A 16,024-nucleotide genomic window follows, 5' to 3' on the forward strand; every position below is an offset into this window, starting at 1 on the left:
GGGAGTACGTCATGGGTCTCATTCACATCGAGCTGTTCACGACGCTGGACCTGGTGGGGCAGGCGCCCGGGGGGCCGGAGGAGGATCCGGAGGGGTTCTCGTACGGGGGGTGGCAGGTGCCGATGCTGGACGAGGTGGCCGGGGCGCAGGTGGACGCGGCGTACGAGGGGACGGACGCGCTGCTGCTCGGGCGGCGGACGTACGACATCTTCGCCGGGTACTGGCCGCATCAGAAGGACGGGGACAGCGGGGGGTTCGCCACGCTCTTCAACAGCGTGCCGAAGTACGTGGCCTCGCGGGGTACGCCCGATCTGTCGTGGGCGGGGTCGACGCACCTGGGGCCGGACCTGGTGGCGGCGGTGCGCGAGGTGCGGGAGCGGCACGAGCACATCAAGGTGGTCGGGAGCCTGAACCTGGTGCAGACGCTGCTGCGCGAGAAGCTGTTCGACCGGCTGGACCTCTGGGTGCACCCGATCATGCTGGGCGTCGGGAAGAAGGTGTTCGACGGCGGCGCGGTCCCCACGAACGTCACCCTGCTCGCACCGCCCGTGGCCAGCCCGAAGGGCACCGTGCACCTGCGGTACGCGCGCGCCGACGGCGTCCCCGGCACCGGCGACATGAGCGCGGTCGACCGCGACGCCGGGCAGGGCGCCTGAAGCACCGTTCGGTGGCTTTGCCAGCTCTTTACAATCCGTTCCGCCCGCGTCTCGTCTTTTCAGTCGATCCGCACCTCAGCCCGCGCGTGACCGCGCGGGCGGGCCGACGAAAGAGAGCGATTCATGCGCCGAACTGTTCTGAGCGCCGTGGCACTCGCGTGCACTGCCGTGCTGGCGAGCGGTGTGCCCGCGTTCGCCGACGGGGCGTCCCCGACCCCCACCCCGACCAGCGTGAAGACGCAGTCGGCCGCGCCGTCGACCGGGCCTTCGGACGCCACCTCGTCCGCGCGGCCCTCCGCGTCCCCCGCGCCGACCAAGGCGACGTCGGGCCAGGTCCCCGCGGTGCCGAAGGGAGCGCCGAACACCGGTGAGGCGCCAGTGGCCTCGCACGGCGGAAACGACGGCGGCCTGATCGGCGGAGGCGCGGCCGCGGTGCTCGCGCTCGGCGGCGGGGCGGTCCTCCTCGTACGCCGCCGGCGGGCGACCGGGGCGTGACCTCCGGCCGCACGGGCGACCGGAGCGCGGGCGACCGCGGCGCGGGATTCCGAGACACGGGCTTCCGAGACGTGAGCGACCGCGGCGCGGGCGACCGAACCGTGGGCGACCGGAGCGCGGGCTTCCGACTCACCGGCCCCCGGCGCGCCTTCGTCACCGCGGTGACGGCCGCCCTCCTGCTCACCGGCTGCGGCGGCCATCACGCCGCGGGCCACGCAGCGGGCGACGCCTCGGGTGACACCTCGCGCCGTACCGCCGTGACCGAACGTCCCACCGGCGCACCGCCCTCTTCGCGGCCCGCCGCGAAGTCGGTACGCGCGCTGGCGCGTTCGGTCCCGGTGCGGCTGGAGGTCCCGGCCATCGGGGTCAACACCCCGGTCATGGAACTGGGGTTGGCCCCGGACGGCACCGTGGAGGTCCCGCCGATCACGGCGCACGACCGCGCGGGCTGGTACCGGGGCTCACCGACACCGGGTCAGACCGGCCCCTCGGTGATCCTCGCCCACGTCACGGTCGGCGCGTACGGGGACGGGGTCTTCCGTCACCTCGCGCGGCTGCGCCCGGGCGACCGGATCGTGGCACGCCTGAAGAACGGCGAGGCGGCGCGATTCGCCGTCACCGACGTCCGTACGGTCGCCAAGTCGGACTTCCCGACGGACGCGGTCTACGGCGACGTGAACCGTCCCGAGCTGCGGCTCATCACGTGCGGCGGCCCGCGCGAAGGCACCGGCTACCGCGACAACGTCATCGTCTTCGCCTCGCTGATCCCGTAGCGGGCGCGTCACGACGAACCATGGCCAAGGCGGTCTCCTGACGCCTTCCCCGAGTCCCGGGCCGCCGCCGATCCCCGTACGTCGGCGGCCCGGGACCCTCCCCGAGCGGCCGCACAGGACCGCGAGGAACCGTAAGAAACCATAAGGAACCGTAAGAAACAAAAAAGACCGCGAGAGTCCGCGGCGACCCGCACGACCCGCAAGAAGTCCGCGACAGCACCACCCTGCCCCCGACATGGAGAGCGTTGAAACGGTCCCGCGAGAAGGCAGCGTCCGAGCTGTTCGCCGCCTTCTATCCGCGCCTCGCCGGCTGGTGCCGCCGCCTGGTCGACGACGACGAGACGGCCCACGAGATCGCCTCGGAGGCGTTCACCCGGCTCTGGGCGCGCTGGACGGCGGTGGCCGAGCCGCGCGGCTTCCTGTACGTCACCGCGACCAATCTCGTACGGGATCATTGGCGCAAGCTGGAGCGCGAGCGCAGGGCCGTACGCCGGGCCACCGTGGAAGCCGCGGTACGGCCGCCGGCCGAGCAGACCGACCCGTCGCTGCGCATGCTGGTGCAGTCGCTGCCGGAACGCCTGCGCGTGCCGATCCTGCTGCACTACTACGCCGACCTCCCGATCCGGGAGATAGCCCTGCTCACCGGCCGCAAGGAGGGGACGGTCATGTCCGACCTCCACACCGCCAGGGAACTGCTGCGCGCCCACTTGAGGAGAAGCCTTGATCACACAGTCTGACGACGGTCAGGACTTTGACCCCGAGGACCCGCTGACGGTCATCCTGCGGCCCGCCCCCGACCATCTCGGGCTGCCGCCCGGCCGGTACGAGAAGATCCGCCGGGGCGCGGCCCGCCGCCGCCTGCTCCGGATCGCCGTCGGGGTCGGCCTGTCCGGCGCCGTCGCCGTCCTCGTCGCGCTGCCGCTGCGCATGGCGGGACCGCAGTCGCCCGCCGCGCCCGCGATTCCGCTCGGCACGCCGCCCGCGAGCGGCCCCGCGGCCAGGCCCGCCGCCACCACCCCGACGCCGCGCCCCGCGCCGACCGACGCCCCCGCCACGGCGAAGACCCGGCCCACGGCCCAGGCCCCGTCCCCGAGCGCCGCCACGCGGACCGGACCGCCCTCCAAATCCGCCTCCGCCTCGCCCACTCCGACCCCCACCACGGCCCGCCCGACGGACCGTTCCTCGGACGGTCCCGCCACCTCGAACCGGTAGGCCGCGCAGGGGTGTTGCGTCCGCAAGCCCCGCAACACACCGCGGGGCCCGGCCAGGATGCGGTCGGGCCCCGCGGGGCTACGCGGATCGGGGCGCGGTCAGTGCCCGTTGCCCCGCGCGGACCGGTGGAAGGCGACGGTGTAGGTACGGGTCACCGAGCCGTTGGGTGAGGTCAGGGTGACGGTGCGGGTGGTGGAGCGCGGCGCGGTCGAGGAGACGACCGCGCTTCCGTCAGTGACCTTGACCCGGGTGCCGGGCTGGGCCGGGACGGCGGTGACGGCCGGGACCTTGCCGTTGGCGGGGAGGTCGACGACATACGTGGAGACCTCGGGGTCGAAGCCGTCGACGGCGACTCCCCCGACCTTGAGGGCACTCGCGTCGGCGACGCTCGCCTTCGTGGCGTCGGCGTGGTTGGTGACGGTGACCGAGCCGTCGTGGTTGACCACGACGCGCGCGGCCATCGCGGCGGCCAGATTGATCCGCTCCCAGCTCGGTGCGCCGTCCGCCGTGAGGTCGAGCGGGTAGCCCGAGTCGGTGGCGGTCTGCTGGAGGATCTGGGTGCGCTGCCGGGCGGTGAGGTCGGGGAACGCGGTGATCAGCAGGGCCGCCGCGTCGGCCGGCGCCGTGAGGGGCTGACCGGCCTTGCCCGTACGGGAGAAGCCGTAGGTCAGGCGCTGCGTGTAGACGTCGATGTCCTGCGCCGTGGTGAGGCCGCCGTAGGAGTCGCCCGCGCAGGCGGCGAGCGTGTCGCCGTATCCCCGCTTCTCGCACTGCGCGAGCAGCACGTTCTCGATCTCGGTGTGGGCCTGTGTGAGCAGTTGCGCGAAGTCGGGGTCGGCCCACCGGTGGGCCACGGTGGCCTGTCCGGTGATGCGCCCGCCCATGACGTCGAGCGGGTAGTGGAAGCCGAGGATGACCCGGTTGTCGCCGTACTCCGAGGTGCGGGCGAGGATCGACGGCGCCAACTCCGGCAGGAGCGTGGCCAGTACGGTCCCGGCCTCGTATCCGCCGTACGTGTGACCGCTCGGGTACGAGCCGCTGGTGGCGAGGCCGCTGTACGAGCCGTCCTGCGACTCGTAGACGTCCCCGCCGTCGCCGACGAAGCCGAGCCGGACGTACGGGCGCAGGTAGCCGTAGTGGTCCTTGGCCGCATCGTGGGTGTCGAGACCCTGGGTGACCCGGCCGAACAGGGCGTTGGTCTTAGGCAGTTGGCCGCCGCTCAGCGCGTCGCTGTAGATCGCGCCGAGCCGGGAGCCGAGGCCGTCCGCCAGGGTGACGGTGGCACTGTGCGTCGCGTCGACCTCGGCCCTGTCGACCTCCTTCTGGGTGGCCGCGTTGTTGACGCGCACCGCGATCTCGTCGTTCTCCGCGGTGAGCGACGCGCCCTTCGCGACCTTGGAGTTGGCGCCGAGGACGCTGGAGGGGAGGTGGTCGAAACCGTTGAGGAGATTGGTGAAGTAGTCGGAACCGTCGCCGGTCGCGGGCCACTTGTCCGACGCGTAGCTCGCCTTCAGCGTCTCGTCGGGGAACGGGGACGGGGTGTACGCCGGGGCCGCCGCGTCCTGGGCGGCGGCCGGGTCGTCCGAGGTCCCGGCCAGCGTCACCGCGGTGACGGTGGCCGAGTGGGCCTTGGCCTTGGCCGCCGTCTTGCCCTCCGCCTTGCCCTCCGCCTTGCCCTCCGCCTTGCCCGAGACCGTGAGCAGCGCCGTGCCGGTCGTGGCGGGAAGGTGCGCGGTGGAACCGTCGTCGAGGGTCACGGTGTAGCCGATGACCGGGAATCCGCCGTCTCCGGCCGCCCGCCAGGTCACCCGGACGTAGCTGCCGTCCGTGGTCACCCCCGTCACGTGCGGCTTCTGCGGCTTGCCGCCGCCGGTCACCACGGGCGCGGTCGCGGCGCTCTGCCGCGAGGCGCCGACGGCGTTCAGCGCCTGGACGCGCGCGGTGTACGAGCGGCCCGCGGGCAGTGAGGTGAACACCGTGCCGCGGCTGTTCGGGTCGCGGATCTCGACCTGGTGGCCGTCGCCGAGGCTGATCCGGTAGCCGGTGACGGGCGAGCCGCCGGTGTCCTGCGGCGCGGCCCAGGCGACGGTCACACTCACGCCGGACGAGGTCGCCGACACCGCGCCGGGCGCGGCCGGAACGGTCATGGGCTTCGTCCTGAGCGCGGACATCGCACGGTCGAGGGCCTGGTAGCGCGCGGTGAGCGTCGTGTCCGTCGCCTTGTCGTCCGCGACGGCCGCCTTGGCCGCGGCGAACGCGGTGGTGAACGCCTTCCACGACGCGTCCGTGTAGCGCGCGTTGTCGAGGGCCGACGCCGTGCCGACCAGGTTCTCAAGTCGCAGCCGGGGCAGCGGAATCAGCTGGTCGGCGGCGAGGGTGAGGCTGCGGGTCTGCGTGTCGACTTCGAGCTGGGCCGCGTCGTCGGCGGCCAACAGAGCTTGCGCGGAGGCGAGTTCACGCCGGAACACGCCGAAGTCGATCGTGTCGTAGCGCGCCGCGTCACCGGACAGTCCCGCGTACCGGTCGATCGCCTCGCGCAGCGCGGTCTTGTCCGTCGCCGTGGGCGTGTCGACGTGGCTGAAGGTGATCCGGCCCAGATTCGCGACGTACGGGTGCGAGGAGTCCGGAGTCGTCAGCAGCCGCAGGTGGACGGTGTGGGTGCCGGTGACCGGCGTGGGCAGCGTCAGGCTCGTCGTGCCTCCCGACGACCACGCGCTTCCGGTGACCGGCAGCGGGACGGTCGCGTACGGCGTCCCCGGATCGGCCGCGTCGAAGGAGTCCAGGTAGAGCTGGACGGCGGAACCGGTGCCGCAGCGCGCGGAGTTGTTGACGTAGGTGAAGGTGACGGTGTTCTTCGGGGCGGACCCGAAGTCGACGGCGCCGTAGCCGGCCCAGGCACCGTTGTACGTACCGCCGAGGTCGGTGGTGGAGCCGGAGCCGGTCCAGCCGACCGGCTCGCTCTTGAGGCCGCCGCCGCTGTTGGAGTCGAACGCGGTCGCGTCGAAGCCCACCGGGGCGTCGGCGGTGCGCGTCAGGGTCAGCGAGTAGACGTTGGCCACGTACGGCTGCGAGGACGACTGGGTGCTGGAGACGAAGTCGGCGTACACGTCCTGGACGCCGGTGAAGACCGCCGGGTCGAGCTGAACGGTCGCGGTGGCGAGGGTTCCCCAGCCGGAGCCGGTGTAGTCGAGCGGGATGTCGACGGCCTTCTCGCCGTCCTTCGAGCCGAGGTGCAGTTCGAGGTGCGAGTCGGACGCGGCGCGCGACTGCGGCTTGTCGTAGCTGACGGTGACGGTGTCGGCGCCGTCCTTGAGGTCGGTGGCCTTCCACTGGGCCCACGCGCCGTTCGTGGTGTTCTCGAAGATGCCGTTGCCGAGGCCGAGCGGCAGCGAACCGCCGCCGATCGTCGTGCTGTTGGCCGCCGTGAGCGTGGCGAGCGTGGTCGAGGGCGACGAGGAGACCGCCTCGGGCGAGAACTGGTACCAGTCGAAGTTCGACACCCACTGCTGGCCGGACGGCGCGTGGAAGACGAACGTCGCACCGGACGCGGCCAGCAGCGCGTCCGGGTCGGTGACGGCCGCCCGCACGGTGGTGTAGGTCTGCCAACTGCCCGTGCCGGGCAGGGAGACGGTGGCGACGACGGGGCCGTCCGCGGCGCCCGCGTGCACGTCCACGCTGCTCGGCTTCGCGCTCGCGGCCTGCGAGTTGGCGTAGCGGACCGCGACGCTGCGCGGGGCGACCCCGCCGAAGTCCAGCTTGTTGTACCGCTCCCAGGCGCCCTCGGTGACCCCGCCGAGGTCGCCGTCGGAGTAGTACGCCTCCTTCACGAGGCTGGGGCCCTCCATCTGGTCGGGGGCCTCGGCCTGGAGTACGGCGTAGCCGCCCTCGTCGATGGTGAGCGCGTCGGCGGCCGAACGCAGCGCGTCCTGCGCCGCCATGAGCGTGCCCGTCCTGGCGGCGGTGTCCGCGAGGACGGTCCGCGCGCGCTCCAGCGCCGAACGGAACAGCGTCCAGGAGCCGTCGGAGTAGTTGCCGCCGCGCACCAGGGACGCCTGGTCGACGAGCGCGCCGAGCGAGGCGCGGTACACCGCGGCGGCGGAGACGGTCAGCGGGTCGGTCGCCGAGATGCCGGTGCCGCTCACCGTGGAGGCGCGCACGCCGTGGGCGAAGGCCGCGTCGCGGAAGGTGATGCCGTAGCGCGCGTCGACCTTCGCGGTGCCGGTGAGCGACAGCGTCGCCGTACGCGAGCCGGTCACGCGGAGGTCGGCCGTGACGCCGCCGGGCAGGCCGGTCACGCTCGCCGCGCCGGTCCTGGTGAGGCTGGTGCCGCTGCGGGCGGCGAAGGACGCCGGTCCCGACAGGGTGAGCTTCACGCTGCCGTGGACGGTGCCGTCCGCGGCGGTGGCGACGGTGTCCGGGCGGGCGGACATGACGGTGCCGGTGCTGCCCGCTCCGGTGCCGCCGTGGCCGGTGTCGGTGTCCAGCGAATACGCCGGCTTGGTGTCGACGCCCCACCGGGAGGGCTTGGCGCCCATGGTGAAGTCGAGGGTCCCGCCGGCGATGATCTGCGAGTAATCCAGCCAAGTGTCGCCGAAACGCTTGCCGTTGAGGGTCGCGCTCTGCACGTAGTAGTTCGTCGGCGAGACGCCGCCGGCCTTCACCGTGAAGCGCGAGCCGTTGGCGTACGTGATCGTCGTGGAGTCGAAGAACGGGCTGCCGATCTGGAACTGGCTGGAGCCCGCGGTCACCGGGAACAGGCCGAGGGCCGCCGCGACGAACATGGTCGACATGGTGCCCGCGTCGTTGTCCATGGTCGGCAGGAAGCCGTTCGGGGCGAGCTTGTAGACCTGCGTCTTGACCGGCGGGGTGAACTCGCCGCCGCCGCTGGGGGCTTCGTTGGTGGAGCCCGTCGCGATGTACCGGTTCCAGGTCGAGCCGGTGTAGATGGCGCGCACCCACTTCTGCGTCAGGCTGGGCTCGCCGACGTAGTTGAAGAGGTACGGGGCCTGGAGGTCGATCTCGTTCGCGTTGGAATGCAGCATGGTCGAGCCGTTGTCGAGGGCGGAGTCCTCGCCGAACATGTGGTCGACGGCGGCCTTTCCGGCCTTGGCGCCGCCCATGGCCTTGATGAGGCCGCCCATGTCGTAGGCGTCGTACCAGTGGTACTGCCAGAGCGTGCCCTGGTAGAGACCGGCCGCCTCGAACTTCTCGTAGTCGGCGCTCTGCCAGTCGCCGCCGGACGCGCGCGGCGTCAGCAGACCGACCTTGGTGCCGTCACCGGCGGTCCAGGCACCGGACTTCACCAGGTTGTCGATCGCCATCGTCGACTGCGTGCGCAGCTTGGCGGCGTCCGCGTCCTTGCCGAGCGCGCCCGCGATGACGGACAACGCCCACTGGTCGTAACCGCGTTGGACCGTCGTACCGGGATCACCGGTGACGTATCCCTGGCGCAACTGCGCGCCCGTGTAGAACCCGGAGTACGACAGCAGCGCCGGATACGCCTCGTCCAGCCGGTCGAAGTTCTTGTAACCCTTCGACAGCGCGTCGGCGATCACCACCGCCGAGCGCTCCCACCGCACGGTCGGCACCGAGTGGGTGAGGCTGCCGAGGCTCTTGCCCGAGGCGTGCGCGTCGGCGAAGAGCACGATGAGCGACTGCACCAGGTCCCGGTACGTGGCCGGGTCGATGTACGCCTCGACCGAGTACTTCCTGAAGTCGTCCCAGGTGGACCAGCCGTCGTAGTACGTGAAGCCGTTCGCGGTGTGCACCGCGCCGTCCGCGCCGCGGTAGGTCCCGCTTGTGCTGGTGGCGTTCACCGGCAGCCCGTACATCCGGTACAGGTGCGTGTAGAACTCCTTGGTGAGCGTCGACCCGGGGTCGGACGTCGCGGAGGCGCTGACGGCGACCGCGCCGAGCGTGCTGTTCCACTCCGCCTTCGTCCGCGCGCGCGCCTGGTCGAAGGTGAGGCCGCCGACCTCGTTGCGCTGGTCGGTCACGGCCTGTTCCGCGCTGATCGGCGAGAGCGTGACGCGCAGTTCGACGTCGCGCCCGTCCGCCGTGTCGAATCCGAGGACCGCTCCGGCGTCGGAGCCGTCCCGCGTGGTCGCGTCACCCAGCGTGCCGTCGTTGCCCCAGCTCTTCAGCGACGTCACCGGGACATTGGTCGTGGCGGCGTAATAGAGCTGGTACGAGGCGCCGTTGAACGAACCCGCGATGAGGCCGGTGATCGAGGTCGTCCCGTTCGGGAGCGTCGTCGCCTTCATCGTCGTGCGGGTGCGGCTGGTGAAGTTGTTCGCGAGGTCGAGGACGAGTTGGGGCTCGGCGCCGTCGGGGAAGCTGTAGCGCTCCAGGGCCGTACGCGTCGTCGCCGTCACCTCGGCCTTGACGGTCCCGGCGTCCCGCGTCACCGCCGAGGCGGTCCCGGAGACCGACCCGAGCCCCACCTGGTAGTAACCGGGCGTCGCCGTCTCGTCGTTGTGGCTGTACGGGTGCGCGTACGTGCTGGGCGCCGGGCGCTTGTCGTAGCGCACGGACGTCGGGACGACCAGCAGGTCACCGCCGCCGCCCGAGCCGCCGACGCCGTCGAGATTCGTCGCGGTGAACCCGGCGATGCGGCTCTCGTTGTAGTCGTACCCGGTGTGGTTGCGGCCCGGTGTGGTCAGCGGGTTGACCTTGGCGAGGCTGTGCGGCGCCTCGGCGCCCGGCAGGTCGTTGCCGTCGTCACCCGCGGTGGAGACGAAGGGGTCGACGAGCTTGGTGTAGTCGGTGCCGCTCGTCGCGCCGGACGTGTGGGACGTGTTGGTCGTGCCGGACGTGTTGGACGCTTTGGCCGAGGGTGCCGCCGTGGCCGTACCGGCGCCCGCCAGCGCGGCGAAGGCGAGCGACCCGGTGAGCAGCGCCGCGACCGTGGCGCGCAGGCGGCCGTGGTGCCCGCGGGCGGCTGCCGGTGGCGTCGCGCGCGGCGTCGGGGCGTGGGATCTGATGGGCATGTGGCCTCTCCGGAGTCGCGGAACGCACGCACGACCCCGGGACGACAACGTTGTCAACCCAACACTGGAGCGTGCAGAGTGAGATGGCGGTGGACACGCCGGAGTATTCCCGCAAGCGCCCACGGACGTCCACCATCAGACACGGGAAAGGCGTACGGGGGACAAACGGAATCCGCACAGAAGGTGCGCTCCGGGCGCACGGGCCGGGGCGTGAGCGCGACTCATGCAGCCGGTGGCCCGTCGGCCGGAGCGGACCGGCCACATGCCCGGCCGATACCAAGGGGTGTGGGACGGGAGTTGGAGGGGAGCCGTGAGGAGAGTCGGACCGGGCGCCACATCTCCGGTGGATAACGACTCGGTGAGAACCGGCCGGGCACCACATCCATCCGGCCGGGTGGCGCGTCTCACCTTCGAGCCGCACACTCTCGTGTGACCGCGCCGCAGGGGCATTTGGAGCAATCAACGTGATAACCGGCAGCAAGGCCATTCGTCGTACGTCCGTGGTGGCCGTCACCGCGGGCGCCGTACTGACCGTCGGAGCGCTCGGCTCCACGGCCCAGGCGGCGACGCCCGCGCCGCCCCCGATCGTGGCCAAGGGCGGCTACGTGATGAACAACTCGACGGGCACGACCTACTACACCAAGACCGCCGACACCAAGCGGTCCACCGGCTCCACCACGAAGATCATGACCTTCGAGGTGGTGCTGCGGCAGAAGAAGCTCAACCTGAACGCCAAGGTCACCGTCCAGAAGGCGTACAGCGACTACATCGTCAGCAAGAACGCCTCCTCGGCGCGCCTGATCGTCGGCGACAAGGTCACCGTGCGGCAGCTCCTGTACGGGATGATGCTGCCGTCCGGCTGCGACGCGGCGTACGCGCTGGCCGACAAGTACGGCGTGGGCTCCACGCGCGCCGCGCGGGTCAAGCAGTTCGTCGGCCAGATGAACTCCACCGCCAAGGCGCTGGGCCTGAAGAACACCCACTTCGACTCCTTCGACGGAATCGGCAACGGGAACAACTACTCGACGCCGCGCGACCTGACGAAGCTCGCGAGCACCGCCATGAAGAGCGCCGACTTCCGCTCGGTGGTGAAGACCCGCTCCATCAAGACCAAGGCCACCACCAAGAGCAACGGCTACCGCTACTACACCTGGACCAACACCAATACGCTGCTGGGCAGTTACAGCGGCGCGATCGGCCTCAAGACGGGCTCGGGCCCGCAGGCCGGCTACTGCCTCGTCTTCGCCGCCACCCGCGGCAACCGCACCGTGATCGGGACCGTCCTGTCGTCCAGCTCGGTGAACCAGCGGGCGACGGACGCCAAGAAGCTGATGGACTACGCCTTCAAGCGCTGACGCGCCAGTTCGGCGAGAGCCCTTGACGAGAGGGCCCGCTGATCAAGAGGCCCCCTGACGTATGGGCGCTGACGAAAAGGCCCCGCTCGCCGTCTCCGGTGAGCGGGGCCTTCGTCCGTACGGCGCGGGCGGGCGCCGTCAGTTGGTGTAGTACAGGTACTTCCACCCCGTGGAAGTCGTGGTGTTCAGGCGGTCGCCCGAGGAGCCCTTGACGTACACCGCGCGGACGCGGGCCCGGATGCCGGACTCGCCCGGTCCCGCGAGCCCCACCCGCGAGGTGCCGGTGATCGCCAGCCGGAAGTACTCGCTGCCCGAGGAGTACCAGCGGCCCTTGTAGTAGACCTGGAGGTCCAGGCGCTGCGAGCGGCCGTTGGCGTACGTCATGTGCGTGGTGAACAGCGCGGACTTCTTCTTGTGGAACCAGTAGTACGAGGTCGAACCGACCTTGCCCTTGCGGTAGTTGCCGGACACGGCCAGCGAGACACTTACCTGCGTGCCGACCGAGCGGGCCACCGACTTCGGCGCGGAGACGGCGTCACCGGCGAACGAGGCCCAGAAGGTGGTGTTGCGGCTGAGCCGGTAGGTCACCTTCAGGTCGCCCGCCGCGTTGACCTTCGCGGACTTCACCAACTTCTTCTGCCCGCCCGCCGGTTGGGCCCAGATCGAGAGCACGCGGCTCTTGCCGGTCTTGCCCAGGTGCCCGGTGACGGTGGCGGTGGACCCGTAGGCGTACGTGGCGCGGTTGGTCTTCACGCTCGCCGCGGTGGCCAGGCGCGAGACCTGGACGACGCGCTTGCCGGAGCCGGCGGTGTGCGTGGCGTCGCCCGCGTACGTGGCGGTGTACGTGACGCCGCCGCCGGTGGTCGGGGTGTCGGTGAAGCTGAACGTGCCGTTGGCCGCGACCGACTTGGCGCCGAGGGACGTGCCCTTGGGGGAGGTGAGGTCGGTACGCGTCACCGTGACCTTGGCGCCCGCGGGGAACGCCGTGGTGGCGGTCAGCTTGCCGCTGACCGTGATCTTCGTGGCGCGCTTGGCGGTCGACGGGGCGCTGACCGTGACGGCGGTGACCGACTTGGTGGGGTCGGTCAGCACGCGCAGGGTCGGGTGCTGGCCGTAGACGTCGGCCGTGACCGCGAACAGGCGGCTGCTGTCGGGCGCCCACGCGAGGCCGCCCGCCACCAGGGCGGAGGCGGTGCCGGGGTTTCCGACGACGCCGAAGTCGTAGGTGCGGACGCGGTGGTCGGAGCGCGGGCGGAAGATGTAGACGTCCGGCTCGTAGGCGCCGTCGATGCCCGCCGCGATCGTCCCGTCGGGGGCGACCGCCACCGCGTTCGGGTACGCGTCGGTGGTGTAGCGGCCGTCGTCAGCCAAGTCGGACGTCCGGTACGCCTGTTGGAAGTACGGGGCGCCGCTGGCGACCAGCACCTGCTTGCCGTCCGCGGACAGCGCGATGTCCTGCATGTTCCCCGCGTTGTTGGCGTTCCACCGGTACGCCTGGGGCTCGGCGTGCCCCGACGACACGTTGTAGACCTGGAGCTCCATCGGGCTCTGGACGGGTGTCCCGGCCGCCACCACGTCCGGGTTACCGGGCGAGGAGGCGAGCATCGGGGCGGTGCTCCAGGTGTGGGGGCCGCCCTGGCCGAGGGTGACGACGGCGCCGTTGGTGGTCCGGGTGGGGGTGTCGGCGGCGAAGGGGGCGGGGGGTGCCGGGGTGGTGGCGTCCGGGGTCGGGGAGGTGGTGACCGGCGGGTCCGAGGGCGAGTCCGTTGGCGTGTCGGTCGGGGTGTCGGTCGGGGTATCGGTCGGTGTGTCCGACGGTGTGTCCGACGGGCTGGGGCTCGGGGCCGTGGTGTCCGTCGGGGTGGGGGTCGGCGTCGACTCGGGGTCCGTCGGGGTCGGAGTCGGGGCGTCCGTCGGAGGAGTCGTCGGCGGAGGAGTCGTGGGCGGGGTCGTCGGCGGCGGAGTCGTCGGCGGGGTCGTCGGGTCGGTCTCCGGGTCGAGGTCCAGGGAGCCGAGGTCGGCGGACCCGTCCGCCGCGTATCCGAACCAGATCGTGTGCCTGGTCATCGCCAGGTGGCGCGGGGCGACACCGAGCGGGTAGCGGGCCGTCTCGCGCAGGGTGGCCGTGTCGATCGCCGAGATCGCGTCGGCCTTCGGGAGCGCCACGTACACCGTCGAGGAGTCCGCGGACAGCACGAGCCCGGCGGCGCCCGGCTCGGAGGTGATCTGAGCGACGGTCTTGCCGTTGTAGTCGGCGACGACGACCTTGTTGTCGGTCGTGCTGATGAAGACGCGCCGGTGCGCGCCGTCGACCACCATGTCGGAGTACGAGGTGATCGGCAGGGTGGCCGCGCTGTCGGCGGCGGCCGGTTCGGCCGCGACTCCGAGCAGGGACGCGGTCGCGAGCAGGACGGACAGAGCCGTCCCGCCCGCCACATGACGGGTGAGCAAAGTGGGTTCCCCCCAGGAACACGTGCGGGGCCGGACGTCCTCCGGCACGATGCGGGCGCGCCGCCGAGCGCGGGTTCCGATGCGGACCCGGCCTGCTCGCGGCGCTGACCATGAGCACGATAGGGCACGGCTGTGACAGCGGGCCATCGTATTGGGGCGGGCCGCCGATCCGTCACGGCGCCTTGTCCCCGCGGTGGCCGTACCGTGCCCGATTCGGTCCCTGGGCTCCTACAACCATCCGGCCGCGCGCGCCTTGGGGCCGGACGTGCCTTCCGGCCGGACGCGCCTTCCGACCCGACACGCCTCCCGGCCGGACATGCCGGACGCGCGGTACGGAGCCCGTGCCCGTACCGCGCGTCCGGTGGCGGGTCAGCGCCGAACTCCGGTAGCGCTGAGCGTCGGTCAGCGCTGAGCGGTGGACGCCGAGGGGGACCAGATGTCGATCACGATCTGCTGCCGCTCGGGGCGGACCGCCGCCGCGCGGCCCGCATAGTTGCGGTCGACCTGGGCCGCCTCCGCCGCGTTGGGCTTGGCGTTGAGGCACGCCGTGCCGGGGCCGTGCCCCGACATCAACTCCGAGCACGGGCCGCTGTAGTGGTCGAGGAGCCCGAGGATGTGCCCCGTCTCGTGCGCGGCGATGCGGGTCACGTCGTACCCCTCGTTGACCGCCTCCTGCCCCAACTGCACCTGTCCCCTGCTGCCTCCCGGCACGATCGGCCCCAACGTCGTCTGCGGCCACCCGCTGGTCGCCTTGTACACGAAGTTCGCCGAGCCCGCCGAACTGGCCGCTTGCAGACGCACGTTGTGCACCGCGCTGTTCCAGTTCTGCACCCCCTGCGTGATCGCCGCCGCCCACTGCCCCGCCTGGCTGGCGTCATAGGTCAAGGTGACGACCGCCGTCGCCGCCTTCGGTTCGGCCTGCGCCGAAGCGACCCCGGACGCGGTGCCCACCATGGCCGGAATCAGCGCCGCCACAGCGACTATTCGCGTGATCATGAGACTCACCCACCTCCTCAGAACCAGTTGCCCCGCAGTCCCCCAGGGCACCACGCCCCCATCCCCCACCACAAGTAGCCGTTTCCCGCCCTTTCTCCGGCATCCCACCCCAAGCCCCGGACGTGACCGCGAGGTTCCGCCCTCGGCCGAGGCGCGCGCCCGGGCTTCGGGGCGGGCTCATCCCCACCAATTACGACAAGGTCACAAATGCCGGGACTTTTCCGGTCACTCCCGCCGAGGTGCGGGACGCCCTCCAACGCTACGCGGGACAGCACCTGGTGGAGTTCACCGAGGAGCCCGAGGCGCTGGAATGGCGGGCCAGCTCCTCCCGGTGACCACGGCCGGGGGCGGACGGGTGCCGCGGGTGCCGCGGGTGCCGCGGGGCGGGGGCGGCGTGGCAGCATCTGGGGGTATGGAATTCTCCGAGGTCGTCCGCCGTCGACGCATGATCCGGCACTACTCCGACAAGCCGTTGGCCCCCGAAGTGACCGAGCGAATTCTGGCGTCGGCGCTGCGGGCGCCTTCGGCCGGTTTCTCGCAGGGGTGGGCGTTCCTCGCGCTGACCGACGCGGCCGACCGCGCGCGGTTCTGGCCCTTCGTGCCCACGCGGGTCGAGAACACGCCGACCATGCAGGACGCGCCCCTGGTCGTGGTGCCCCTCGCTCACAAGGCGACGTACCTCGAACGGTACGCGGAGCCGGACAAGGGCTGGGAGGACCGCGCCGAGGCGCGCTGGCCCGCGCCGTACTGGTACATCGACACGGGGATGGCCTCGCTGCTCATGCTGCTGAGCGCCGTGGACGAGGGCCTGGGCGCCTGCTTCTTCGGCATCATGCCCGAGCATCTCCAGCCGTTCCGGGACGAGTTCGGCGTCCCCGACGCGTACGCGCCGCTCGGCGGCATCACCATCGGCTACCGCGCCGACGACCTTCCCCCGCAGAGCCCCCGCACCCGCGACCGCCGCCGCGACCCCCGAGAGGTCGTCCACCGCGGCCAGTGGGGCCGCCACGCCTGAGGTCGCGGAAGCGGCCCGCCGCCTGTGAAAGAGCCCTCGCGGGCGACCCGGGGTGCGGGCCGCCCGCGAGGGCTCGGGGAGG

At 71.8% G+C, this 16,024-nt stretch carries 10 protein-coding genes; 7 read left to right on the top strand and 3 right to left on the bottom strand.

The features are described from left to right. Positions 1 to 11: 11 nt before the first annotated feature. The 5 genes from ACIOC1_RS01270 (at position 12) to ACIOC1_RS01290 (ending at position 3,136) form a co-directional block, all read left to right on the top strand. Entirely contained in the window at positions 12 to 656 is a 645-nt protein-coding gene (locus ACIOC1_RS01270; protein ID WP_401851003.1) for a dihydrofolate reductase family protein, read from the top strand. 123 nt (positions 657 to 779) lie between these two features. Next, positions 780 to 1,151 (top strand): sortase-dependent protein, encoded by a 372-nt coding sequence (locus ACIOC1_RS01275; protein ID WP_355336451.1) that lies wholly within the window; start codon positions 780 to 782, stop codon positions 1,149 to 1,151. Positions 1,152 to 1,252: 101 nt separating this feature from the next. Beyond that, positions 1,253 to 1,924 carry a class F sortase gene (locus ACIOC1_RS01280; protein ID WP_401851949.1) on the top strand — a complete coding sequence of 224 codons (672 nt, stop codon included), beginning with the start codon at positions 1,253 to 1,255 and terminating at the stop codon, positions 1,922 to 1,924. 245 nt (positions 1,925 to 2,169) lie between these two features. Further along, positions 2,170 to 2,661 (top strand): sigma-70 family RNA polymerase sigma factor, encoded by a 492-nt coding sequence (locus ACIOC1_RS01285; RefSeq protein WP_391042400.1) that lies wholly within the window; start codon positions 2,170 to 2,172, stop codon positions 2,659 to 2,661. Next, the gene (locus ACIOC1_RS01290; protein WP_355336453.1) at positions 2,645 to 3,136 is read left to right on the top strand and encodes a hypothetical protein; all 492 of its coding nucleotides are present in this window, start codon (positions 2,645 to 2,647) and stop codon (positions 3,134 to 3,136) included. The genes ACIOC1_RS01285 and ACIOC1_RS01290 overlap by 17 nt, the downstream gene beginning before the upstream one ends. 98 nt (positions 3,137 to 3,234) lie before the next feature. Here the strand turns inward: ACIOC1_RS01290 and ACIOC1_RS01295 are convergent, their stop codons facing one another. Continuing rightward, on the bottom strand, positions 3,235 to 10,125 hold the full coding sequence (locus tag ACIOC1_RS01295) for a glycoside hydrolase domain-containing protein (protein ID WP_401851008.1): 6,891 nt from the start codon (positions 10,123 to 10,125) through the stop codon (positions 3,235 to 3,237). 464 nt (positions 10,126 to 10,589) lie between these two features. On the opposite strand from ACIOC1_RS01295, the gene ACIOC1_RS01300 reads away from it, so the two are divergent. Beyond that, complete coding sequence (locus tag ACIOC1_RS01300; protein ID WP_355336455.1) at positions 10,590 to 11,480, top strand: serine hydrolase; 891 nt, start codon at positions 10,590 to 10,592, stop codon at positions 11,478 to 11,480. A 138-nt stretch (positions 11,481 to 11,618) separates the two neighbouring features. Here ACIOC1_RS01300 and ACIOC1_RS01305 read toward each other — a convergent pair whose 3' ends face one another. Together ACIOC1_RS01305 and ACIOC1_RS01310 are read right to left on the bottom strand one after the other, a co-directional pair. After that, a complete protein-coding gene (locus tag ACIOC1_RS01305; protein ID WP_401851010.1) occupies positions 11,619 to 13,931 on the bottom strand; it encodes a YncE family protein in 2,313 nt (770 codons plus the stop codon). Between the two features lie 402 nt (positions 13,932 to 14,333). Continuing rightward, on the bottom strand, positions 14,334 to 14,927 hold the full coding sequence (locus ACIOC1_RS01310; RefSeq protein WP_355336457.1) for a snapalysin family zinc-dependent metalloprotease: 594 nt from the start codon (positions 14,925 to 14,927) through the stop codon (positions 14,334 to 14,336). Between the two features lie 412 nt (positions 14,928 to 15,339). Here ACIOC1_RS01310 and ACIOC1_RS01315 point away from each other — a divergent pair, with 412 nt between their 5' ends. Then, entirely contained in the window at positions 15,340 to 15,942 is a 603-nt protein-coding gene (locus tag ACIOC1_RS01315; protein WP_355336458.1) for a nitroreductase family protein, read from the top strand. The last annotated feature ends 82 nt before the right edge of the window (positions 15,943 to 16,024 follow it).

It is taken from the genome of Streptomyces sp. NPDC088197, assembly GCF_044741185.1.
GTDB lineage: Bacteria > Actinomycetota > Actinomycetes > Streptomycetales > Streptomycetaceae > Actinacidiphila.

Coding starts and splice junctions, on each gene's coding strand:
- ACIOC1_RS01270 (WP_401851003.1), top strand. CDS start 12: ATGGGTCTCATTCACATCGAGCTGTTCACGACGCTGGACCTGGTGGGG.
- ACIOC1_RS01275 (WP_355336451.1), top strand. CDS start 780: ATGCGCCGAACTGTTCTGAGCGCCGTGGCACTCGCGTGCACTGCCGTG.
- ACIOC1_RS01295 (WP_401851008.1), bottom strand. CDS start 10,125: ATGCCCATCAGATCCCACGCCCCGACGCCGCGCGCGACGCCACCGGCA.
- ACIOC1_RS01310 (WP_355336457.1), bottom strand. CDS start 14,927: ATGATCACGCGAATAGTCGCTGTGGCGGCGCTGATTCCGGCCATGGTG.
- ACIOC1_RS01315 (WP_355336458.1), top strand. CDS start 15,340: ATGGAATTCTCCGAGGTCGTCCGCCGTCGACGCATGATCCGGCACTAC.